Origin of the sequence: Pseudomonas gingeri (genome assembly GCF_013386115.1) — a bacterium.
GTDB lineage: Bacteria > Pseudomonadota > Gammaproteobacteria > Pseudomonadales > Pseudomonadaceae > Aquipseudomonas > Aquipseudomonas gingeri.
In genome coordinates, this window is sequence record NZ_JACAOR010000010.1 from 371,222 (window position 1) to 392,759 (window position 21,538).

The following is a 21,538-nucleotide window of genomic DNA, read 5'->3' on the forward strand; positions in this document are numbered from 1 at the left end:
GTCATGAAGACAACCTTGAAAGAAGACTTTCGATCCCACTGCGCGGTGAACTACGGCGTGGAGATTTTCGGCGACCGATGGTCGCTCCTGATCATTCGCGACATCGTTTTTGTTGGAAAGAAGACGTATGGCGACTTCCTGAAATCGGAAGAGAGAATCGCGACCAACGTTCTTGCTTCCCGACTGGCCTTTCTTGAGGAGCAAGGCGTTCTGTCGAAGGCGCCTAGCCCCGATGACAAGCGCAAGGACTTTTACACGTTGACCGAGAAGGGCCTGGACCTCATTCCAGTTGTGATCAGCATTGTGCTCTGGAGCGCGAAGCATGATCCGAAGTCGTACGTGCGACACCGCGAGGCGTTTATTGCTCGATTAAGTCAAAACCCCGTGCAGGTGAGTGAGGAAGTGAAGGAACTGGTGCGCAATGGCGGGTGCATCTTTCCTGAGAGCGGGGGATGAACAAGACGGCAAACGCGCCCTGTCACGGCGCACAAACCAGATGCCACCCCCGGCAGGACGCTTGGGGGAGGACAAGCTTCTGCATCAACGCAGCCAGGGCAACATTGAATGGTGTCTCCCTGGGTTTACCGGGTCCTACGACGCGCCGAACAATCGATGGGAGCGCCTGGGCCTGGGGCGCCCGTGGTGCCGGCGCTCGACCCGGTCAGGATGATCGAACCACCCTGCCCCATCAGCGGCAGCGCTTTCTGGACAGTAAAAATCGTCCCCTTCATATTGGTGTCGAAGGTTTCGTCAATATGCTCGGCGGTGATCTTGCCGAGCGCAAGCTGGCTTCCCGCTCCGGCATTGGCGAAGAGAATATCGAGAGTTCCGCGCTCAGCTTTCACCGTCGCGTAAAGTCGGTCGAGGTCGGCCTGATCGGAGACAGAGCCCTTCACTGCGCGGGCAACGGCCCGAAGCGCTACGGCGAGCTCAAGCGCCTGATCCCGGGCGTCAGCGACAAGGTGCTGATCCAGCAATTGAAGGATCTGGAAGCCGATCAAGTCCTGATGCGGACCGACTACAAGGAAGTGCCACCTCGCGTGGACTACGCGCTGACCTCGCTCGGTCGCAGCCTGGCTGAAGCGATTGTGCCGCTGTGCACCTGGGGAACCGAGAACGCGGCGCAAATGGCAAGTATCTTCGCCAAGCGCGACGCTTTGTCCTAGCAGAATACTGAAGAACTGCCGAGTCGGACGACGCCGCGCATTCTTGGAGGGCGGTAGGCGGACATCGCAACTGACCAGACGTTTGCATGCCAGATCAACGGACGGCCTTCAACAGCGTCTTCACCTGCCCCATCAGGCCCGGTACATCGACGTCAGTGATCACCTCCACAGCACGTTCGCCCAAACCTGGCCCCTTGCCTTGTGGCCAGGACAGCGTGTTGCCGTAGCCCGCAGTAAAACTGGTATCGATATCGACCAGTACCGTCATTCGGTGCCGGATCAATGAAGGATCCAGCCAAACCCCGGCGGCAATTTCATCCCACATGGGTAGCGGCTGGTCGTACTTTTTCAGGTATTGGCCAAGTTCGGATCCGGTGCGGGCAATTTCTTCGTCGTCATCCTTGCTCCACAGGGTGCGCGTGGAAGGATCCACCGGGATCTGGGTAATCCGCCGCCAGGGTTCGTGCAGGACCAGGGATGCCGCCTCCGGATCAAAACGCATATTGAACTCCTGGCGGGGTGTCTGCCGGTATTCGTCGGCGAAGGTGTTGTTCGCAGGCTCGGGCAAAAAACTGCCTCCCATGAATACCAGTTCCCTGGCCTGGGCGGCGAACTGCGGGTCTAGTCGCGCAGCCAGTGCCACATTGGTCAGCGGCCCGCCAGACCAGATTGTCACTTCGCCAGGATATCTGCGCACCATGTCTACCATGAACTGCGCAGCACTCTGGGCGGCCGGCTGGGCGTGGGGCAAGCCCTGGGCAAAAGCGGGAATCTCGAACGGGGTTTGCGGGTGCTTGCCCGCCACACCCGTGCTCCATGCGCCCTTGTAGACCAGCGGCCCATAGAGGGCTTCCCAGCGGCGGGTGCGAACCTCGCTGTTCACCAATGGAAATACGGCACCCGGATACACCGGCACGTCCGTGCGCCCGACCACCTCCAACAGACGCAACAGGCTGGCGACATTCTCGTCGCGCCAGCCATCACCACTGGACACGGTAAAACCCAGTACTTCGACATCCGGCGCATAAAGCAGCATCAGCAGGGACTTGAGATTGGAGCCGGCAGGCCCCCAGGCATCCTGATCGACGATGATCCTGCGCTTGGCAGTGGCGGCATCAGTCATCGCACCGAAGAGTGATAACGCCAGCAGCAATGCCAGGGTGTGAAATGTACGTAGCCCGTTGCGTTGAATCATCATCACCCGTTCCTCATACACGCTGGCTATCTCCGCAACTCAGGGCACGGCTAGCAACAGCAGTTTGGTATTGACCGTCTCGAAACCATTGTCGGACACCATCACCAGCAACCGCCGCCCATCCGGCAAGCGCGGCCCCCAGGCCATGCCTTCGAAGTTATAGGGCCTGAGTGACAGTTGTCGACCGAAGTCGAACACCAGTGTCTTGCTCAGCGGCTTGACCTGCGCCTCGGCCAGGCGGCTGATGTTCGAGATATCCGTACCCCCCTCCAGCGAGACCCGGTACAGCCGACAGCGAAAATCGAATGCGCCCGCTTTGTTCTTCGCCCCGGAACGCTCCAGCACCAACATGTCGCTGGAACCATCCAGGAGGATTTCGCTGATGCCGTTGTCGGCAATCCCACCCACGCCCGGTGCCTGGATCGGGTCGAGACGATAGGCAAACTGTTGCAGGAGATTGCCCTGGCGATCCAGCCGTGACAGACGGGTCAGGCCGCCCTGCTGCAGGCTCGACAGTGGACCGTCCTGCAGCAGTGCATCTTCGACCGACACCCAGAACGACTGGCCCCCCGGATCGAACGTCAGCCCTTCGAATGATTTGTTGCTGCGCGGGCCGCTGCGGCCTGCCGGATCTCGTTGCAGAGGCCTCGGCAACGAGAGTTCGGCCGTGCATCTGCCGCGCTTGTCGGAGAAACTGATCGATGGGCCGATGCCACGCTTGTAATAGCCTTCCGAGGACCACAGCAGCCCGCCTTGCGGGTCCACGCGCACAGCCTCACCGTCAGAAACCGGTCCGTTCTGGCTTAGCGGCACATAGTTCTGGCCTTTGCAGTCGCTTAACGGCCAGGTCGCATTCAGCTTCAGGTCATGGCGCCTGCCGTGCCTTTTCAATGAGCCGCTGTAAAGGCGGCCGGCGCCATCGAGAGAATGCTCATCGGTAATGAAATACCAGCGATCCTGCCCAGGGTCATAGTCCAGGCCAGAAAGTCCGCCCACTACGGTACCACCTACGCGCAGGCCAGCTGGCAAGTCAACCAGATCGATGATTTCCGGGGCCGACACCGCGTTCACAGGGAGCGCGAACAGTTGAGCGCCCCCAAGCAATAACGCTACAAACACCGATCGGGCGCGCATCAGAAGGTTTCCACACTCAAGCTCAGCGCCACATTGCGCGGCGCGCCCTGCATCAGGCTCGGCGAGGAGGAGCTGTAGGTCACCCAGTACTGCTCATTGGTCAGGTTATTGACCACGGCATTGAGGGTGGTTCTCTTGCCGAACAGCCTGGTCTGGTACTGGGCGCCGACGTCGAACAAAGTGTAGCCATCGACCTTGAGAGTATTGGCCGCATTGAAGTCATAGCTCGAGTAGTAATTGGCTCCCAGACTGAATGCCCAACCCTGCAAGGCACCGGGGGCATAGCGAATACGACTGGCAGCCTGGAAATCCGACACACCCGCCGCATTGTGGCCTTCGAGGCCAGGCACTGCATGGTATTTCGAATCAAGCCACAGGGCGTTGGCAGAGAGCGTCCACTCGCTGGCCAGGCTGACCTCACCGCCCAGCTCGGCCCCTTTGTAACGGACATTGCCTTGCTGACGGAACGCGTTGGTGCTGTCGGTGTACTGTGCCCCTCGGTCGATCTGAAACAGCGCCGCCGTGGTGTTCCAACCCTGCCCCTGGGTCTTGATCCCCAATTCGTACTGCTTGCTCTCGATGGGCGCAAACACTTCGCCGTAGTTGGAGTTGCTGATACTGGCCACGCCGCCCTTCTCCAGGGACTCCACATAGCTGGTATAGATCGTGGTGTCTTTCCACGGGCGATACATCAGGGCGTAAGTCGGCGTGACCTTTTTCTCCTGATAGTCACCCGCCGCCCCGACCAGTTGTACGCCAGTGTTGCGGTCGTAGTTTTTTTGCTGGAAATCGGTGTAGCGCCAGCCGGCGATAATCGACCATTGCTCGGTCAGGTCGATGGTGTCAGCGACAAAGGCGGCGTCCTCATCGATATTGAGGAATCGATGACGATTGTGCCCTGCGGTACTGATGGAGTAACCGGACAGATCAACCGGGTCGTACAGGTTGCCACCGTTGATAGTCGCACTTGCCGCATTGGCGTCGCGGCGCTGCAGAATGTCCAGGGACGACGCCCCGACCACCAGCTTGTGATAGAACGGCCCGGTTTGGAAACTGCCTTCCAGGGAGGCCTGCAGCTGGTCGGAGGTAAAGGTTTCCAGTTGCGCCGACTGGGCGATGCGATAGCTGCCGTTATTATTGAGCAGGTTCAGGCTGCCTTCGCGCCAGCCGGTGTATTGCTCGCCATAGCGGTAATGCACATTGGCCGTCCATTCAGGCGACAGCTCCCACTTGAAGCCGGTGGTTGCCAGGGACGTCCGCGTGCGGAAATACGAACCGTCTTCGGCGAGTTTGCTATCGCCTGGGATGGTATGGGGGATACTTACACCGGCACCCGGGAAGATACCGTAGTAGACACCCTTGGCCAGACGTGTCGATTGCAACGCATCGAAGTCCCAGGTGAAGCTGTCGGTCAGACGCGCATCCAGCGCCAGCCCCCCTGAATCACGGCGCACATGACCGCCATCGACATAAGTATCACCGCCTTCGTGCACGGCATTGACACGGTAGCCGAAACGCTGCTCGGGCCCAAAGCGGCCGCCGTTATCGACGCTTTCCGAGAACACGCCATCGGACTTGTAGCGCGCGCCGAAGTCGAGCACAGGGTTGTCGGTGGGACGTTTGAGCTGGTAATTGACCACGCCGCCCGGTGAACCAAAACCGTACATGAAGCCCGACAACCCCTTGAGCACCTGCACCTGGTCAACCATTTCCAGGGGGAGTTCCGCGCGGTTGATGTAGCTCAGCCCGTCGACCTTATAACCGTTGACCTGATCCAGCAGCAGGCCGCGCACGGACACGTAGGAGACGACGCCGACGACAGCACCGGCGGTTTGACGCACCGAGCTATCCCCTGCCAGCACTTCGTCGATGCTCGACGCCTGTCGTTCGCGAATATCCCTGGCGTCGACTGTCTTCAACGAGAAAGGCGTGTCGATCTCCGCCGTGCTGCCAAGCGCGCCGTTGGCGGTCACCCGCCGCAGCGACTTCACCGGGGCGTCCGTACCGGGCGATGACGCCGAGACCTGAACCTCCGGCAGCACCACCGTCTCGCCACTGGCCTGCTCACTGGCTGCCTGAGCAAGAGGTGTCAGCGCGAAACCGCCCAGTCCGGCACAGAGAGCGCCCGCACAATACAACACCCGCTTCGATTTGCCTGCCTGATAAGCCATGTCCTGTCTCCCAACAAATACCGACAAATAAGTGGTTGTGGCTTTTCACGAGGCGCAGGAACCCGTAACAGCAAAATCAGGATTTGCCGCCATCATGAATAAAGCCGGTTGCAAAAAAACGTCTACAGCACGCTCAGAGCGCCTCTTTCACCCACAGATAAAAGGCGAACACGCCGTCCAGTCCGATCAGAATCGCCGTCAATCGAGCCCACTGCCGCCGCGCCAGCACGATCAGCGTGTAGATAAAACAGCCGATGGCCATACCCGCCATCAGGTCCGTCGTGACCAGGGTTACCAACAACATCAACACCGGGGGAATTGCACTTTCTGCCTGCGTGAAGTCCAGATCGCCCATGGATCTGAGCATCAAAAAACCCACCACCACCAAGGCGACGGCACTCGCCTGTGCCGGGACGCAATGGATCAATGGCCAGAACAGAATCGATACGGCAAACAGCCCCGCCACCACCAGGGCCGTCAGCCCCGTACGCCCTCCGGCCTCCACACCGGCGACCGACTCCACGTAGGCGGTCACCGTCGTAGTCCCCACGACGGCGCCGATCACACTGCTTAGCGCATCACTGGAAAAGGCGGCACGGGCATTGGGAATATCCAGCCCCGGCGCTTGCAGATTGGCCCGCCGGGTAACGGCGAATAAGGTAGCGGTGCCGGAAAAGAACTCAGAAACAAGGAAATACAGGGTCACCGGCAAAAGCACTGAAAAGTGCGTAAAGAAGCCGTGCAAATCGAAGGCAAAGAGCATCTGCGGATTGAACGGCGGCAGCGCGAAAACAGCTTGTGGCGTGGCGGTCAAAGGCGCGCCGTCACTACCGGGCACGAACAGGCCAGCCACACTGACTGCGACCATTCCCAACAGCAGTGCACAGGGTACGCGCAGGGTCAGCAACGCAGGCGTCAGCAGCAATCCTGCCAACGCCAGTAATTGCGCCGGCTGACCAAGAGGCCCGATGGTCATCCCGCCGCCTGGCAAGTTGTATATGACCCCACAATTACTCAAGCCAAGCCAGGCGATAAAACCGCCAATGGACAAGCCGATGCCCCGTTTTATCGGTTCAGGAAAGCCTTCGATGATGCGTTGGCGCCAGCGACTCATGGACAGCAGGAAAAACAGCAGGCCATTGCAGAACACCATGGCCAGACCGATCTGCCAGGACACGCCCATCTTGCTCACCAGCACCTGGGCGAACACGACATTACTGCCCATCCCTGGCGCCAGACCGATGGGCAGGTTGGCCCACAGGCCCATCAGCAGCGTGCCGGCCACTGTCGCGATCACTGTCGCCCAGAGCAGGTCCGCCTGGGCGATACCGGTAGGCGCCAGAATGGCCGGATTGAGCACGATAATGTAGGCCATGGTGGTAAAAGTGGTCAGGCCCGCCAACAGCTCGCGCCGCACCGTGCTGCCATGCTCCGCCAGACGGAAATACCTGCGCCACGCCTCAGGACGCGGTGCAGCGGCTGCAATGCTGGCAGGCCCGCGATTCACATCGCCACCTTGGGCAGTTCAACCGCCAGCGGCCCATACACCGCGCGGCATACGTCCTCACACTTGGCCAGGTCGAAACGGCCATGGCTGCGCACGCCTGACTCCATGTCGATCCAGTAGGCGCTGCCGCAACCCAGGTCGAGCTGTTGCAGCACGCTGCGTACATTCTGCGGATTGAGACCGCCGGAATAGCCGCAGAACGGAATATCCCCCTTGAGCGCGATCCACTGCTCCGGCTGCATGCCTGTGCCAAATGAAACATCGTAAAGCCAGTCGACGCCGGACACCTCGGGGAACGCGGCCTGACATTGCAGGGCCGCCCGCATGCCGTGGCGGGAAGCGAAACGCATACAGTGCTCGATCTGCTGGCCGTTACTGCCACTGAAACCATGATTGATCTGTAGCCGGGAAAACCCATCCAGATTCAGATCCGGCTCGCCGCCGCTGGCGATCAGTGCCGCCGGTACGCCACAGATGTGAGCCGACAGACGCAAACCGCTGCACCGTATGCGATCGACGGTCTCGGCATCCGGAAACAGCCTGTTGTCGAGTCGCGCCGGGTCGATCAGCACGCCCCATTCGATCGGATATTGCTCCGATAGCGCACGCATGCCGGGAATCAACGCGTCGCTGTCAACGCCGGTGAAAGTGATGAAGGCCGGAGCCAGAAATCCAGAATTGCTCATAAGTAGTCCGTATCGGTCAGCGCACGCTTGCTGGAAATTGTTGAAGGTCGGCCGAACGCAATCGACTCTCGACATCGGCGCGTCGGGGATAACCGCTACGCGCGCCGAAATCCCGCACGGCGAAACACGCCGCCGCACAGGCAAAACTCATCGACTCGGCCAACGTGCCGCCCCGCAGCGCACAGGCAAGAAACGCCCCGGCAAAACAGTCGCCTGCACCGGTGCTGTCCACGGCTACTTGCGGGAAGCCCGCGTGCCAGCAGCTTTCAGTACGGCTGACGGCCATCGCACCCTCGACACCCAGTGTCACGATCAGCAGGCGCGGCCCGCAGTGAAGCAACCCCTGTAGCGCCTCAATGGAAGGTTGCAGCCCGGTCAGTTCACTGAAGCTGTCGCGGTTCATGAACACCACATCCGCACCGCCGAGCAGCGTATGGAATGTCTCGGTATCAGGGGCCATCGCCGCTTCGATATCGATGATCACGTCGGTGCCGAATCCCTGAGCCGCCTCGGCCTGGAGCAGAAAGCGCGGAAGATCATAAGGCGCACTGTAGAATGCCCGGCTCTGTTCAAGCAGCCCGAGCCTGTCACCGACCGGGGCCGGTGGCACGGTCATGGGGCTGTAGACAAGGGCCTTCTCTCCATCGGGTGGGACCATGATCAGCGCCGAAGCACTGGCCGCCCCAGGCGTGCGCGTCACCTGTGCGGTACTCACACCAAAACGGGAAAACTCGGCCAGCAGCATGGCGGCGTAAACGTCATCCCCCACTCGACCGCAGACGCTTACCGTCAGCCCGAGGCGGCTGGCCGCACAGGCCACATTCGACTCAGTGCCGCCTGCGAAGCAACCGAGCATCCGCCCCAACCGCTTTTCACCGGCCACGGGAACCTGATGGGTCGCAAAGTAGATATCGACACAGGGATCCCCCAGCGTGAAAAGGTCCGATGACCGATCCGAGCGTTGGGCAAACAAAGGGCCGGGCCTGATCATGTCGCCGCTCATCGTGCGGTCACCACGGCAACCCGGGTGATACCCGCGCGCTCGATGGAGGCCATGGCCTTGGCCACTGCGCCATAGTTCACCGCGGTATCGGCCTGCAAACGCACGCGGGTTTCACTGTCGGTAGACTTGATCGTTGCCAGCTGCGCCTCCAACAGCCCGGCCTCGATCTCGTTCTTGTCGAGGAACAGCCTGCCGTCGCGGTCGACACTTACCGTCACCGGGTCCTTCTGCTGCAAAGGCGCCACGGCATCGGTCCTGGGCAAGGAAACCTTGATGGAGTTGGTCATCAGCGGTGCAGTGACCATGAACACCACCAATAGCACGAGCATGACGTCCACCAGCGGCGTGACATTCATCTCGCTGAGCACTTCGTCGCTGTCCTGGGTCGAGAAGGCCATTTCAGCTCGCCTCCTTGAAGATTCTTGCATTCTGCACAATCGGCTGCTGGCTGATGGTGAACACACTGCGCTGGGCCAGGCTGTAGAAGTCATGGGCGAAGTCGTCCATGTAAGCGATGGACAGCTTCAGACGACGCAGGAAGAAGTTGTAGATAAGCACCGCCGGCACAGCGACCGCGATGCCCACTCCGGTTGCCAGCAAAGCGTGGCCGATGGGCCCGGCGACCGTCTCAAGACTTGCGGAACCGGTCTGACCGATGACCTGCAAGGCATTCATGATTCCCCACACCGTCCCGAACAGGCCAATGAAGGGCGAGGTGCTGCCAATACTGGCAAGCACCGCAAGCCCGGCCTCGAGGTGCCGACGCTCTTTCTGAATCTGCTGTTTCAAATGCCTTTCGACGCGCTCGGAACGATCGATGGACTGCGCCAGTGCGCTTCGCGAATTTTCCTCCAGGTTCATTGCGTCGACACCAGAGGCGACGATACGCGCCAGACCGCCAGGTAGCTGGCTGGCCTGCTTGACCGCGGAAGACAGATCAGGCGACGCCCAGAACGCCTTTAGAAAGTGCCGGCTTTCACTTTTCTGCCTGCCGAACTGCACCACCTTGATCATCAACAGCGCCCAGGTGACAACGGAAAATGCGATCAACACCCACAGAGCGGCGGGGACGATCAGCGGAGTCAATGAGTCGAGCATGTAGGTTTCCTCTTGAATGAAAGGTTCAGGATCACTTGGGCAACTTGAAGTCGATGACTTGGGTCGCTGTTCCGGAAACTGGCGTATCCCCCCGCTTTGCCGGCAAAAACTTCCAGGTACGCACCGTTTCTACGGCTGCGCTGTCCAACAACTCATGACCGCTGGAGCGAGTAACACTTACCGAAGCCGCGCGGCCTTCCGCGGTGACGCTGATACGCAACTCCACCCGGCCTTCCCATAAGCGGCGTAGGGCCATCTGCGGATAAGCCGGTGCCGGATTGCCAAGGCCCGCAAGGCCAGAGACAGCGGCAGTTTCCTTAACCGGCGCCGGTGCGGGCGCCGGGTTCGGAGCTGGCGCTGTGCCAGGAGCCGCGGAAAGCGTGGAAGGCTGCGTCGGCTCAACATGTTTCGTCGCTGGCAGGGGTTTGGGCCTGGCTGGCTGTGCTTTCACTGGCTCCGGTCTGGGAGGTGTTGCCACTGCCTCGGCGTCTTCTGGAGCAGGTGACTGCACCGGCTGCTCGACCGGCTCTGGCGCCGGCTCGGGAGGCGGCGCAGGTGCTGGCACGGCCTCAGCGGCAAATTCGATGGACATCTCTTGAGGTTGGGCCGGTGTGATGCGCTCTTCGGACTGATAGCCCCACCACAACAACGCGCCGTGAACGACGATGGAAAGCAGCGCCATCAGGATGATCGTCCGTAGCAGCAAGCCGCTTGCCGGTACGTCCAGTACGGTCAGTCGAAACGGCACAGCAGCAGCCTCGTCGCCATGCGCGGGGAAAAGAGCTTCATCGTCCAGGACGAGGCTTGCAGAGTGGTTGGCCATGGGCAAATGCCTGTCTCCATGTTCACATCGAACGAACCGAATGCTCGTCGAACACGAACAGAGCACCGGGCACCTTGTTGACCAAAGGCAACGATCATACCAATTGGTACGTACCTTTATTGTCACAAGGCGAATATGCGAAATATGCCGATGCAATGTGACATTGCGGCTACAAAAGTCCCTTCATGAACATTATTTTCTTATAGAGGTACGTACCTATAAAAGAAAAAAGAAACAAACCGGTGCAACGCGAACGACCCATGCCCGCTTTTTGCCCAGGCAATCTGCGTTTTTATGAAATTTCAGGGAGATGAAGAGGCGGCAGAACTGCCGTGCAATGCGCCCGTGGCTGGCGCATTGGTTCGTACCTTGAGGGAGGTTGATGGCAGGGTGCGGTTGCTGGCGGCTCAGTTGCCGCCCCACTGCGTCACCTTGTTTTTGTAGCGATAGGAGGGCCCGTAGCGCATTTCGCAATACTCGATGGGCACCCGCCTTTCAGACATGGTGACGCGCTCGCACAGCAGCAGCGGCGCGCCCTTGTCCAGGTTCAGCAATTCGACGTCCTGCTCCGAGGCCAGTATCGAACCGATACTCTCCAGTGCGAGACTCGGCTGTATCTGCAGCTCCTCGACCAGCAAGCGATACAGCGAGCCCTTGCGCTCAAGCTGTTCACGGGTAAACCCCAGGCCCTTGGGCAGACACAGCCAGGAATCCTGGATACCAATAGGTTCGCCGTCGATCAGACGCACGCGCTTGACATGATGCAGGACAGTATCGGGTTTGATATTAAGGACACTGCCAATCGCCATACCCGCAGTTACCTTCTCGAAGACCAGCACTTTCTGCCCAGGCACACCGCCACGCTTCAAGGTGTCGAGGGTAAAACTGCCAATGGCCTTGGCCATGTCCCGCAAGGGCGCCGAGGTAATGAACGTCCCCCGGCCATGATCGCTGTAGATCATCCCCTCTTCATCCAGCAAACGAATCGCCTTGCGCACCGTGTCCCGGCTTACCTTGTAATGCAGGGCAAGCTCTCGCTCCGGCGCCAGTGGCTCCTGATCATTCAGTTCTCCCGACTCGATCTGCTGGCGCAGGGTCTCGGCCAGTTGCTTGTAGAGAGGTACTGCGACCTCGTTGCTCGGGATGGGATCCGTAAGGGGCAAGTTAACTCTTCCGTAATGACTGTTGGCGGACACAGCATGTTATATCTACCGAATTGGTACATACCAGTTAATCCAATTTTTCCCTATTAGGCAACTCGCGATGGCTGAACGCGCTAGCTGTGTATCCGAAAAATGCGCATGGAGATTGATTGCTCGCGCATCGCGCCTAGCCCCCCCGGAAAGCCGTTTCCTCAACAGATCGCCTTGTACCAAAGCGAGGGCTCGTCACCCGAAAAACACCTCATCAACCTCTCCAACCCCATCGGCCGGGCAAAGTAATACCCCTGCGCCTGCCCCGCCCCCATCTCCCGCAACAACTCCAAGGTCGCGGCATCCTCAACCCCTTCAGCCACCACACTCAAATCCAGCGATTCCGCCATCCGCACAATCGCCCGGACAATCGCCCGACTGCGGGAACTGCTGGTCAGCTCAAGAATGAATGACTTGTCGATCTTCAAGCCGCTGAAACGGTACTGGTGCACATAACTCAGGGAAGAAAACCCCGCCCCGAAGTCATCGAGCACCACCGACATGCCGTTGTCGGCCAGTTGCTGCATGGTGCGCCGGGCCATCGCCGGTTCGGCCACCAGCGCGCCTTCGGTCAGTTCCAGGCAGATCCGCGACGGCTCGACGCCGTGCCGCGCCAGCAGGGCCAGCACTTCACTGGCGAAGTCCGGGCGCGTCATGCTGTAGCTGGAGCAGTTGACGTGCACCGGCGGCCAGTTGGCGTGCTGGGGTTGGGCGAGGATCACGGCAATGCTGGTCAGCATGTACAGGTCCAGACGCCCGATCAGGCGCAGGCCCTCGAAGTCCGGCAGGAACTCACCCGGCGCGACCACCCGGCCACCCGGCTGGTGCCAGCGCACCAGCGCTTCCAGGGCCAGCAGTTCGCCGCTGTCGACGCTGACAATCGGCTGGAAATACGGTAGCAGTTCGTCGGTGCGCTTGAGAGCGTTGCGCAAGGCCCCTTCCCGCTCGACCTGGTCGGAGACCTCGCGGCGCACCTCCTGGTTGAACACCGCGTAGCTGTCGCGTCCGGCGCTCTTGACCCGGTACATCGCCGCGTCGGCATCGCGCAGCAGGTCCGCCGGTTCTTGGTGGAACTGGCTGTCGGCACTGACGATACCGATGCTGCAGGACGAAAACACTTCATGGCCATTGATGAAAAACGGCAGGTCGAAGGCCACCAGGATCCGTTCGGCGATGTCGATCACCACCTCCAGCGGCGCCTCGGGCGCCAGCACCGAAAATTCGTCGCCGCCCAGGCGCGCCAGCATATCGGTGTCGCGCAGGCAGCCACGCAGGCGGTCGGCGGCCTGCATCAGCAGCAGGTCGCCAAAGTGATGGCCGAGACTGTCATTGACCATCTTGAAGCGGTCGAGGTCGATGAACATCACCGCCAGGTGCCCGCCGTCGCTGTCGAACCGCGACCAGGCCTGGTTCAGGCGCTGTTGCAGGTAGGTGCGGTTGGCCAGTCCGGTCAGTGCATCGTGGGAGTTTTCGTGTTGCAGCTTGGCGTTGGCATGATCGAGTTCGCGGGTACGGTTCTGCACCCGGGCTTCGAGCATGAGATTGGCAGCGTGGATGGCTTCGGCGGCGGTACGGCGCGACAACGCGGTATCGATATGGCGCGACACGAAGGTCAGCAGTTCCTGGTCGCGCAGGGTGTAGCTCACCTGCGAGGTGTAGCTCTGGACGGCCAGCACGCCGCGCACCACATCGCCCTCGAACAACGGAATACCCAGCCAGGAGTACGAGCGGACGGACTTGTGGCCCAGGACGATTTCACCGTTCGCCGCCAGGCGATGGGCTTCGTCGACGTCGATCAGGCACGGGCGACGCTGGCGGATGATGTACTCGGTCAAGCCCAGGCGCCCGCGCCGTGCCGCCGGGCGGACCGTCTGGCGCTCATCGACGTAGTACGGAAAGGTCACTTCGCCGGTGGCGTCGTCGAACAGGGCGATGTAGAAGTTCTGCGCAAACAGCAGCTCGCCGACGATACCGTGCAGGGTTTGAAACAGCTCGGCCATGTCGCCGGGCTGACTCGACAGTTCGGCAATCTGGAACAGCGCGCTCTGCAGGTGCTCGGCGCGCTCGCGGTCGAGCACTTCCTGCCTCAGGGCATCGTTGAGGGTCGACAGCTCCTGGGTGCGACGCAGCACGGTCTCTTCCAGGTCCGCCCGGTGCAGGATGCGGTCAAGGGCCATGGCGACGTGGCGGGCCACCACCAGGAACAGCGCGCGGTCTTCGGCGCTGTAGATACGGGCAACGTCGTAGACCTGCATCGCCAGCATGCCAAACACCTCGTCCGAGGCGTTTTTCAGCGGTGCGCCCATCCAGAATTCGGGACGGTCGCCCACACAGTGAAAACGCCCCTCGGCCTGGGCTGTGAGAATGCCGGCGGAGTCGATCAGCAAGGGCTGGCCGCTGGTCAGCACCTGGCCGGTCAGGGACAGGTGCGACATGTCGAGGTATTCGTAGTTCTCGGACTCCAGGGCATCCACATCGATGATGTCGACATAGTACGGGTAGTCGATCTTGCCGCTGAGCGGGTCATACAGCGCGAGGTAGAAGTTCTCGGCGTCGATCAGGCTGGCCAGCAGCCGGTGAACGCCCACCAGGAACACCGAGCGGTCGCGGGTCGAACTGGCGAGGTAGGTGATTTCATAGAGCACACGCTGGGTGATCTGGGCACGGGCCAGGGTATTGGTCTGGACCTCGATGCCCAGGCGCTGGGCGAACTCGGCGAGCGCCGGCTCCGTGGACTCGCTGGCAGGCGCGAGCAACCAGCCCAGCACGCTTTCGCCCCTGCCGGTCGGCCAGCGGTGCAGCTGGCGGGCCTGACAAAAGGCCTCGAACTCGTCATTGGCGATGCTTGAAGGCCATGGCAGCGACGGGTCGCCCTGCCCGACCCGATGCAGCTGTTCACCGGCACGGTAAACCACCCAGGCGGTGGTATGGGTCCAGTGCCGTGCTGAGTCCAGCAGCTGTTCGATCGTATCTTCGTTGCCGACGTAGGCCATGCCAACCGTATCCGGAGTCCCTTGGAATTGAGAGGCGACAACATCGCAATCGTTCGATTGCCTCGGGGAATCGGTCAACGGACGGACACTCATCAACGCTCCCTGAGCCAAAAACTGGCGATAGTCACTGACTGATTACTAGCAATGTGCTTCTCAAGTAAAGCCTATAGCGTTTTTTTTCAATCGTTTATTCGCTTTGCTGGCAAGCCTGGCTGAAGCGCGGGCACATTAATGGCATAATGCCTCCATTCAATAGACAACAGGACGTCCCATGCACGCGTTGAAAGCCCTTTTCCTGACCAGCATTCTCGTCATTGCCGGTTGCGCCACCCAGCCCTCCCTGCCACCGCCGGAATTTCCGGGGCTCGATCAGTCCAGCAAAATCACCGTTCAGGACTTGCGCCCCCACAGCGAGGGTGAAAAGGAAATCTTCAGCCTGCTGATCACCAGCAGTGCCTATGCCATTTATCGTGTCGCGGACGACGCGACCAAACCGACAGGCCCGCGACTGCTGGCCCACCGCGCCTATGAGAAATTTCCGGAGTTGAGCAACCAACCGACGATCAAGGTGCTGCACTTCGTGACCTACGCCAACCTGCAGTCGCAACTGCGCAAGACTTCGCTGCTGGCCGGGTTCACCGGTCCCATCGGCGTGGCGCTGCTGGCGGACAAGGAGTTTCCTGCCGGGGACGTACTGACCACCCAGATCGATGGTCAACAGTTGGAAAAAACCGCCGGTGATGAGGAATACACCCGTGCTTACTTCAGCGCCGAGGAAAACCCGAAAAAGTCGCCGGTGAACCTGATCTATATCGATACGGAAATGCTGGGCAAACGCGTGACCACCCGTTGCCTGGTTCCGCCCATCGCGTCCAAGCCGCACCTGTTCCTGGTCGAGGCATACGATATGTGCATCGCCAACCATCTGGCGCTGTATGGCAACGGTGGTGCGCCAAAGGACACGGCTGCCAAGTGATGGGGGTCAGCCCAGGCGCTCGCGCAGAAATTCGATAAACCGTTGGGTCTTGGCCGGGAGCAGTCGCGTCTCGGTCATGGCATACACCGTCATCGGGTTGCCCTGCCATTCGGGCAGCACGCGACACAGCAACGCCTTGTCCAACTCATCGGCAACCACCTCCTCGGGCATCAACACGATGCCCTGCCCCAGCGCCGCCAACCGTCGCAGCATGCCGACGCTGTTGACCCTATAGCGCCCCGCTGCCGCCACCGACCGCGTCTGGACGCCATCGCTCAGGGTCCACATTCCGCTCTTCTGAATATTCAGGCACTGATGCCGTTCAAGATCAGCCGGTGTGCCAGGCATGCCAAAGGCATCGAGATAAGCCGGCGAGGCATACAAACTGGACACCAGGGTAAGCAGAGGCCGGGCGATCAATTGGGAGTCTTCGGACTCGCCCATCCGGATCGCCACATCGAAGGGCTCGCTCACCAGGTCGACGCGACGGGAAGTCAGGTCGAAATCGAAACGTATCTCCGGATAGAGGCTGGCGAATTCGGCAATCAATGGTGCGAGATAAGTGATCGCAAAATCCACTGGAAAGGATACCCGCAGTACGCCTCGGGGTTGCGCCACGATGTCTCCCAGTTGCTCATGGGCCAGCCGAGCCTCGTCGACAATACGCTTGCAGCGCTCGAAGTAGATTTGCCCCGCTTCCGTCACCTCAACCCGGCGTGTGGTGCGATGCAGCAGGCGCAAACCGATGGCCTTCTCCAAGGCGCTGATACGCCGCGACAGCGTGGAGTTGGGCATGCCCAGCACCTCGGCTGCCCCGCGAAAGCCCTTGGCTTTCACGACTTCGACAAACAGTGCCATATCGTTGAGAAGTTCCACCCTATTGCTCCATATATGGATCAATCAAATCCATAAACCCATATTTATCCCAAAAACAATAGATCGGATGATGCGGCTACAGCAAGCGCCCTTTGCTGGTCGCCGTCGAATCATCGGTTGCGCGAACACCTGGGCCTTGTACCCGACACTCTTGAGGATCGCATTATGAGCCCACTGTTCACACCGATACGCGTTGGTAACAGCACCTTGCCGAACCGCCTGGTCATGGCACCCATGACCCGAAGCCGGGCAGCACCCGATGGCACACCGGGAGAGTTGGCCGCCGAATACTATGCCCAGCGGGCCAGCGTCGGGCTGATCGTAACCGAAGGCACCCAGCCATCGGAGGACGGTCAGGGCTATCTCACTACGCCGGGTATCCATAGCGACGCACAGACGGCGGGCTGGAAAGAGATCACCCGTGCCGTGCACGCCAAGGGCGGCCATGTGTTTATTCAGCTGATGCACGCCGGACGCATGTCCCATCCGGATAACACGCCCCATCACCGCCAAGGCGTGGCCCCGTCGGCCATTGCTCCGAATACGCCGATGTTCACCGTCAGCGGCATGCAGGATATTCCCGTGCCGCGGGCACTGAGTACCGAGGAAGTGCGCCAGACCGTGGCCGACTTTCGCCTCGCGGCGCGGCGGGCCATTGAGGCCGGGGCAGATGGAGTGGAAATTCACGGCGCCAACGCGTACCTGGTCCAACAGTTCCTTGCCGCCAGTGCAAACAGCCGCACGGATGAATACGGGGGATCCATAGAGAACCGCGCACGCTTTGCCATCGAGGTCGCGACCGCCATCGCCGAAGAAATCGGTGCCGACAAAACCGCCATCCGCCTCTCGCCCGGCATCACGATGTGGGGCATTGATGAAGGTGAAGAAGGCCCGGCACTGTACCGCTATCTGGTCGACGAGTTGAACAAACTGGGCCTGGCCTACCTGCACATCCTGCATGCAGGCAACGAAACGCTGCTGGCGGACATTCGCAAGCTATGGAAAAGCGTGCTGATACTGAACCGTCCGGGCCGGCCACGGGAGCAAATCGGCGCCGACCTGGCGACCGGACTGGCGGATATGGAAGCCTACGGTCAGATGATCCTGGCCAACCCGGACTTTGTCGAGCGATTGCAGGTCAATGCGCCTTTGAACAGCGCTGACAATACGACTTACTTCGGCGGCAATCAGAAGGGCTACACCGACTACCTCACGCTCGGCGCCTGAGGCAGTCCTATCAAAGGTAATCAGGCGTCAGGCGCGCCCATGTACTGGCTGAAGTTGTTGATATGGTCGTCGAGGTTGTCCTCGAGCATCATCCGGTACTGATTGCAGAAGTAGTTCAGCATCGCCTCGCGGGCCTGGGCCATCTCCTCGCCGGACTTGAAGCCGCGCGCGCTGACCCAGGCGTTGAAGCGGGTGGTGCCGAACATCATCGAGGCGTTGACCTTGCCAAAGTCGTCGAACCGCTTGAGTTGCTCGTTGGACAGATGGATATGCTCGTCCGCGCGGTCGTAGAACGAATCATCGGTGGTTTCTGACATTGCTGGAGATCTCGTTGCTCATTTTCATGATTGCCCGCTAACGGGAGACGCCCTGACACAGGCGGCTAAAAACACGGTGAAGGATAATCACCGCGCCTGATCACCGCACGTGCTTTCGGTTCTATGGGTCATCAACCTTTCGAAGGCGGGATGCCGGGGAACTGGAAGGTGTCGTCCACTTTTATAGCGCTGTAGACATTCTTGTTCTCGACCGACCTGTAGCGGAATTTCCCATTCTTCAGTTCGAGAATCTGGTAGGCATCTTCAAGATCAGCCAAGCCTGGCGGGGCCGGGATGAACTTGGAACCCTGGATCCAGCCCTTGGTGATGGTAAAGTAGATGTTCCCGGCCGTGCCCCAGAAACCTGCTTCCTGGGAGTCCTTCACCTTGCCCGTCTTGTCGATGACACGAAAGCTGACCACGTAGGTGCCATTGGCACGATGCTCGGCAATCTCCATGACATGCCCACCTTCAGTGGTCGGCGAGTCGCTGTACCATTTACCGACAATCAGCGGACGCTGTTTCTGCCGCAGCCCATGCCCGGCTTTGTCCAGCACAACAGGTCCTGGTTTGCTGCAACCGGCGAGACAGACCAGCGTCAGGGCAATACAGAGTGCTTTGATCAATCATGGCTCCTTGAAAAGAAATTCACGCGGCAGATCCGCCGCGCAGATTACTTGCCGAGATATCAAATAGCCACTCTCCTCAACCCTCGCAACACTAAGCCAGCAACAAATGCTCCGCAACTGTCCCCTCCCAAACCTTCTCCACCCGTCCGCTGAGGATCACCCCGCCGCTACCGTCCCATTTCACGTTCACGGTGCCGCCGTCACATTCCACGTCGACGCTGTCGTCCAGCAGCCCACGCCGAATGCCACCGACCACCGCTCCACAGCAGCACGAACCCGAGCCCTGTGGAATACCGCCGCCGCGCTCCCATATACGCAGGCGGATATGGCCGCGATCGATGACCTGGACGAAATGCACGTTGGTCTTTTTCGGGAACAACGGGTCGATTTCGATCTTCGAGCCCAGCGCGGCGATGTCGATAGCCGCGAGGTCCTCGACAAAGAAGGTGCAGTGGGGATTGCCCATGCTGCAGGCCACCGGCTCGCCCGCCAGCGGCAAGACCAGGGTATCCATTTCCCTGGCCAGCGGCACGTCCTGCCAATGCAGCGAAGGCTTGCCCATGTCCACCGAAACACCGCCGTCCGCCTGCCGCACGCAGCTCAGCAGCCCGCGGTTGGTTCGCAGCAGCACCGACGAGGTATTACCCTGGCGCATCAAGGTGTCGGCCACACCACGGGTGGCGCTGCCACAGGTGTCGAGAGGCGTGCCGTCGGGATTCCAGAACACGATGCGGGCGGCGGCATCCTCGCAGTCGAGCACGACGGCCAACTGGTTGAAACCGATACCCCGGTTGCGATCCCCCAGCCGTCGGGCCACGGCGGGCGTTATCGGGTCAGCCTCGCCGCGGCGGTCGATGATGACGAAGTCGTCGCCATGAGCATGCATCTTTACCAAGCTGAGGGGCATACGCTGTCCTGTTACCTATTCATCATTCTTGTGCAGATTCGCACGCGGGAAAAGCATACGTGCACGACGAACAGCCCGTCATCCTTCGGGCGCAAATTGCCGGTTGATTTCAAGGCCTCGACAACGAACACTTCACCCGCCGCCAATACCCTGGTCGCCCCTCCTTCCGGACGCCGTCGGGAACTCACAACAAGGTAGTTGTACTCATGGAATCCACGATACAACCTGGCGCTGTCACTGAAATGGGCAGTCGAATGATCAAGGTCGATCACGCCGGCGAGCACGGCGCGGTGAACATCTACGCAGGGCAAATCCTCATGGCTCACCTCACCGCTCGCAGCATGCTCCATGAACTCAGGGAGTTTCGCCGCCATGAACTCAAGCATCGCGCCCTCTTTGCAGCCGAGTTGCAACGCCGCGGACGCCCGCACTGTCGCAGCTACTGGCTCTGCGGTTTTGGCGGACTGATGCTGGGGTTGGTGACCGGACTGTTGGGACGCAAGGCCATCGCTGCCACCACCATCGCCGTGGAAAGCGTGGTGCTCAGGCACCTCGAACATCAGTTACAGGTGCTCCGCGACAGCGATCCATCAGCGGTCACGGCCATTTCCACCATCGTCGTCGAGGAACAGCAGCACCACGATCAGTCCACCGCCCACCTTGAATCAAGCGATCCGTGGTACAGGCTGTTGAAACCCGTTGTCTCGGCTTCCACCGAGGCCGTGATCTGGCTGGGCATGCGTCCGTAGATCCTCAAGCAACTGCACGAATACCCTCAGGTTCTGCGACACGGTGCCTCGCCGCCAGATCAGCCAGGTCTGCAGGAAACGGAATTTCTGCGACAACGGCCAGACGCTCACCGTGCTGCAACCGGGCATGCTTTCGAGCATGCTGCGGGGCATCAGCGCCAGGCCGGCGCCGGCGCTGACGCAGGCGAGCATACCGTGGTAGGACTCCATTTCGAAGATCTTGCCGGGCACCGCCGCGTCCTCGGTGAACCAGCTTTCGAAGTGATGGCGGTACGAGCAGTTGGCCCGGAACGCATAGATGCTCTCGCCGTTGACATCGCCGCCGCGGGTGATGGGCGCGTGGTGCAACGGCGCAATGATGACCATTTCCTCGTCGAACACCGGCACGCCTTCCAGGGTCGGGTGCAGGATCGGTCCGTCGACGAACGCCGCCACCAGCCGCCCGGACAGCACGCCCTCGATCATGGTCCCGGAAGGCCCGGTGGAAAGGTCCAGCTCGACCTTGGCGTATTGCTGGTTGTAGGCCGCCAGCAACGCCGGAATGCGCACCGCCGCCGTGCTTTCCAGCGAGCCGAGGGCGAACGGGCCCTGGGGTTCTTCACCGGACACGGTCAGGCGCGCCTCGGCCACCAGATCGAGAATGCGCCGGGTGTAGTCCAGGAAGCTCCAGCCCGCCGGCGACAGGCGCAGGCGACTTTTCTCGCGGATGAACAGCTCGACGCCCAGGTCCTGCTCCAGTTGCTTGATCCGCGTGGTCAGGTTCGACGGCACCCGGTGAATCAACTGCGCGGCGGCGCTGATGCTGCCCTGCTCGGCAACAGCCTTGAAAATCTCCAACTGGACCAGATCCAAGTCATTCTCCAATCGTGAACGTTTCACTCAGTATTA

General features: G+C 60.5%; 20 protein-coding genes and 2 pseudogenes. 5 read left to right on the forward strand and 17 right to left on the reverse strand.

Annotated features, from left to right (window positions below):
- Nucleotides 1-3: 3 nt before the first annotated feature.
- Complete coding sequence (locus HX881_RS20630; RefSeq protein ID WP_042936887.1) at nucleotides 4-456, forward strand: winged helix-turn-helix transcriptional regulator; 453 nt, start codon at nucleotides 4-6, stop codon at nucleotides 454-456.
- 170 nt (nucleotides 457-626) lie between these two features.
- On the opposite strand, the pseudogene HX881_RS20635 reads toward HX881_RS20630, so the two are convergent.
- Nucleotides 627-947, reverse strand: a pseudogene (locus HX881_RS20635) (SDR family NAD(P)-dependent oxidoreductase); the annotation flags it as partial.
- Here HX881_RS20635 and HX881_RS20640 point away from each other — a divergent pair.
- Nucleotides 906-1,166, forward strand: a pseudogene (locus HX881_RS20640) (winged helix-turn-helix transcriptional regulator); the annotation flags it as partial. The pseudogenes HX881_RS20635 and HX881_RS20640 overlap by 42 nt on opposite strands.
- 94 nt (nucleotides 1,167-1,260) lie before the next feature.
- Here the strand turns inward: HX881_RS20640 and HX881_RS20645 are convergent.
- From HX881_RS20645 to HX881_RS20695, 11 genes are all read right to left on the reverse strand, one after another.
- Nucleotides 1,261-2,364, reverse strand: a complete 1,104-nt coding sequence (locus HX881_RS20645; RefSeq protein WP_177086324.1) for a nucleoside hydrolase — start codon at nucleotides 2,362-2,364, stop codon at nucleotides 1,261-1,263.
- A 36-nt stretch (nucleotides 2,365-2,400) separates the two neighbouring features.
- Nucleotides 2,401-3,495, reverse strand: coding sequence for an esterase-like activity of phytase family protein (locus HX881_RS20650; protein WP_177086325.1), 1,095 nt, complete (start codon nucleotides 3,493-3,495; stop codon nucleotides 2,401-2,403).
- The gene (locus tag HX881_RS20655; protein ID WP_177086327.1) at nucleotides 3,495-5,666 is read right to left on the reverse strand and encodes a TonB-dependent siderophore receptor; all 2,172 of its coding nucleotides are present in this window, start codon (nucleotides 5,664-5,666) and stop codon (nucleotides 3,495-3,497) included. The genes HX881_RS20650 and HX881_RS20655 overlap by 1 nt, the downstream gene beginning before the upstream one ends.
- Before the next feature lie 133 nt (nucleotides 5,667-5,799).
- Entirely contained in the window at nucleotides 5,800-7,173 is a 1,374-nt protein-coding gene (locus HX881_RS20660) for an NCS2 family permease (RefSeq protein WP_218171739.1), read from the reverse strand.
- A complete protein-coding gene (locus tag HX881_RS20665; protein ID WP_017128903.1) occupies nucleotides 7,170-7,859 on the reverse strand; it encodes a beta/alpha barrel domain-containing protein in 690 nt (229 codons plus the stop codon). The genes HX881_RS20660 and HX881_RS20665 overlap by 4 nt, the downstream gene beginning before the upstream one ends.
- A gap of 16 nt (nucleotides 7,860-7,875) precedes the next feature.
- Nucleotides 7,876-8,862: a carbohydrate kinase family protein gene (locus HX881_RS20670; RefSeq protein ID WP_177086329.1), complete on the reverse strand. Its 987-nt coding sequence runs from the start codon at nucleotides 8,860-8,862 to the stop codon at nucleotides 7,876-7,878.
- The gene (locus HX881_RS20675; RefSeq protein ID WP_017128901.1) at nucleotides 8,859-9,260 is read right to left on the reverse strand and encodes an ExbD/TolR family protein; all 402 of its coding nucleotides are present in this window, start codon (nucleotides 9,258-9,260) and stop codon (nucleotides 8,859-8,861) included. Before HX881_RS20675 ends, HX881_RS20670 begins: the two co-directional genes overlap by 4 nt.
- Before the next feature lies 1 nt (nucleotide 9,261).
- On the reverse strand, nucleotides 9,262-9,960 hold the full coding sequence (locus HX881_RS20680; protein WP_017128900.1) for a MotA/TolQ/ExbB proton channel family protein: 699 nt from the start codon (nucleotides 9,958-9,960) through the stop codon (nucleotides 9,262-9,264).
- A 31-nt stretch (nucleotides 9,961-9,991) separates the two neighbouring features.
- The gene (locus tag HX881_RS20685; RefSeq protein WP_246356538.1) at nucleotides 9,992-10,783 is read right to left on the reverse strand and encodes an energy transducer TonB; all 792 of its coding nucleotides are present in this window, start codon (nucleotides 10,781-10,783) and stop codon (nucleotides 9,992-9,994) included.
- A 407-nt stretch (nucleotides 10,784-11,190) separates the two neighbouring features.
- On the reverse strand, nucleotides 11,191-11,946 hold the full coding sequence (locus HX881_RS20690; protein ID WP_177057986.1) for a GntR family transcriptional regulator: 756 nt from the start codon (nucleotides 11,944-11,946) through the stop codon (nucleotides 11,191-11,193).
- 191 nt (nucleotides 11,947-12,137) lie between these two features.
- Nucleotides 12,138-15,062: a sensor domain-containing phosphodiesterase gene (locus tag HX881_RS20695; RefSeq protein ID WP_177086331.1), complete on the reverse strand. Its 2,925-nt coding sequence runs from the start codon at nucleotides 15,060-15,062 to the stop codon at nucleotides 12,138-12,140.
- 178 nt (nucleotides 15,063-15,240) lie between these two features.
- Between HX881_RS20695 and HX881_RS20700 the strand changes: the two genes are divergently transcribed.
- Nucleotides 15,241-15,945 carry a hypothetical protein gene (locus HX881_RS20700; protein ID WP_177086333.1) on the forward strand — a complete coding sequence of 235 codons (705 nt, stop codon included), beginning with the start codon at nucleotides 15,241-15,243 and terminating at the stop codon, nucleotides 15,943-15,945.
- A gap of 6 nt (nucleotides 15,946-15,951) precedes the next feature.
- Here the strand turns inward: HX881_RS20700 and HX881_RS20705 are convergent, their stop codons facing one another.
- Nucleotides 15,952-16,821 (reverse strand): LysR family transcriptional regulator, encoded by an 870-nt coding sequence (locus HX881_RS20705; protein ID WP_343054794.1) that lies wholly within the window; start codon nucleotides 16,819-16,821, stop codon nucleotides 15,952-15,954.
- A 165-nt stretch (nucleotides 16,822-16,986) separates the two neighbouring features.
- Between HX881_RS20705 and HX881_RS20710 the strand changes: the two genes are divergently transcribed.
- The gene (locus tag HX881_RS20710) at nucleotides 16,987-18,048 is read left to right on the forward strand and encodes an alkene reductase (protein ID WP_177086334.1); all 1,062 of its coding nucleotides are present in this window, start codon (nucleotides 16,987-16,989) and stop codon (nucleotides 18,046-18,048) included.
- A gap of 20 nt (nucleotides 18,049-18,068) precedes the next feature.
- On the opposite strand, the gene HX881_RS20715 is transcribed toward HX881_RS20710, so the two are convergent.
- The 3 genes from HX881_RS20715 to dapF form a co-directional block, all read right to left on the reverse strand.
- Complete coding sequence (locus tag HX881_RS20715; RefSeq protein ID WP_017128893.1) at nucleotides 18,069-18,365, reverse strand: DUF3144 domain-containing protein; 297 nt, start codon at nucleotides 18,363-18,365, stop codon at nucleotides 18,069-18,071.
- A gap of 131 nt (nucleotides 18,366-18,496) precedes the next feature.
- Nucleotides 18,497-18,991: a hypothetical protein gene (locus tag HX881_RS20720; protein ID WP_177086336.1), complete on the reverse strand. Its 495-nt coding sequence runs from the start codon at nucleotides 18,989-18,991 to the stop codon at nucleotides 18,497-18,499.
- A gap of 94 nt (nucleotides 18,992-19,085) precedes the next feature.
- The gene (gene dapF, locus HX881_RS20725; RefSeq protein WP_177086337.1) at nucleotides 19,086-19,901 is read right to left on the reverse strand and encodes a diaminopimelate epimerase; all 816 of its coding nucleotides are present in this window, start codon (nucleotides 19,899-19,901) and stop codon (nucleotides 19,086-19,088) included.
- Nucleotides 19,902-20,155: 254 nt separating this feature from the next.
- Between dapF and HX881_RS20730 the strand changes: the two genes are divergently transcribed.
- A complete protein-coding gene (locus HX881_RS20730) occupies nucleotides 20,156-20,650 on the forward strand; it encodes a demethoxyubiquinone hydroxylase family protein (RefSeq protein ID WP_085983805.1) in 495 nt (164 codons plus the stop codon).
- Here the strand turns inward: HX881_RS20730 and ptrR are convergent.
- On the reverse strand, nucleotides 20,567-21,502 hold the full coding sequence (gene ptrR, locus HX881_RS20735; protein ID WP_042936875.1) for a putrescine utilization regulator PtrR: 936 nt from the start codon (nucleotides 21,500-21,502) through the stop codon (nucleotides 20,567-20,569). The genes HX881_RS20730 and ptrR overlap by 84 nt on opposite strands.
- Nucleotides 21,503-21,538 lie beyond the last annotated feature (36 nt).

Excerpts from the sequence above, each read along its gene's own strand:
- HX881_RS20630 (WP_042936887.1), top strand. The coding sequence starts at position 4 with ATGAAGACAACCTTGAAAGAAGACTTTCGATCCCACTGCGCGGTGAAC.
- HX881_RS20645 (WP_177086324.1), bottom strand. The coding sequence starts at position 2,364 with ATGATGATTCAACGCAACGGGCTACGTACATTTCACACCCTGGCATTG.
- HX881_RS20650 (WP_177086325.1), bottom strand. The coding sequence starts at position 3,495 with ATGCGCGCCCGATCGGTGTTTGTAGCGTTATTGCTTGGGGGCGCTCAA.
- HX881_RS20655 (WP_177086327.1), bottom strand. The coding sequence starts at position 5,666 with ATGGCTTATCAGGCAGGCAAATCGAAGCGGGTGTTGTATTGTGCGGGC.
- HX881_RS20665 (WP_017128903.1), bottom strand. The coding sequence starts at position 7,859 with ATGAGCAATTCTGGATTTCTGGCTCCGGCCTTCATCACTTTCACCGGC.
- HX881_RS20670 (WP_177086329.1), bottom strand. The coding sequence starts at position 8,862 with ATGAGCGGCGACATGATCAGGCCCGGCCCTTTGTTTGCCCAACGCTCG.
- HX881_RS20675 (WP_017128901.1), bottom strand. The coding sequence starts at position 9,260 with ATGGCCTTCTCGACCCAGGACAGCGACGAAGTGCTCAGCGAGATGAAT.
- HX881_RS20680 (WP_017128900.1), bottom strand. The coding sequence starts at position 9,960 with ATGCTCGACTCATTGACTCCGCTGATCGTCCCCGCCGCTCTGTGGGTG.
- HX881_RS20685 (WP_246356538.1), bottom strand. The coding sequence starts at position 10,783 with ATGGCCAACCACTCTGCAAGCCTCGTCCTGGACGATGAAGCTCTTTTC.
- HX881_RS20695 (WP_177086331.1), bottom strand. The coding sequence starts at position 15,062 with ATGAGTGTCCGTCCGTTGACCGATTCCCCGAGGCAATCGAACGATTGC.
- HX881_RS20700 (WP_177086333.1), top strand. The coding sequence starts at position 15,241 with ATGCACGCGTTGAAAGCCCTTTTCCTGACCAGCATTCTCGTCATTGCC.
- HX881_RS20710 (WP_177086334.1), top strand. The coding sequence starts at position 16,987 with ATGAGCCCACTGTTCACACCGATACGCGTTGGTAACAGCACCTTGCCG.
- HX881_RS20715 (WP_017128893.1), bottom strand. The coding sequence starts at position 18,365 with ATGTCAGAAACCACCGATGATTCGTTCTACGACCGCGCGGACGAGCAT.
- dapF (WP_177086337.1), bottom strand. The coding sequence starts at position 19,901 with ATGCCCCTCAGCTTGGTAAAGATGCATGCTCATGGCGACGACTTCGTC.
- HX881_RS20730 (WP_085983805.1), top strand. The coding sequence starts at position 20,156 with ATGATCAAGGTCGATCACGCCGGCGAGCACGGCGCGGTGAACATCTAC.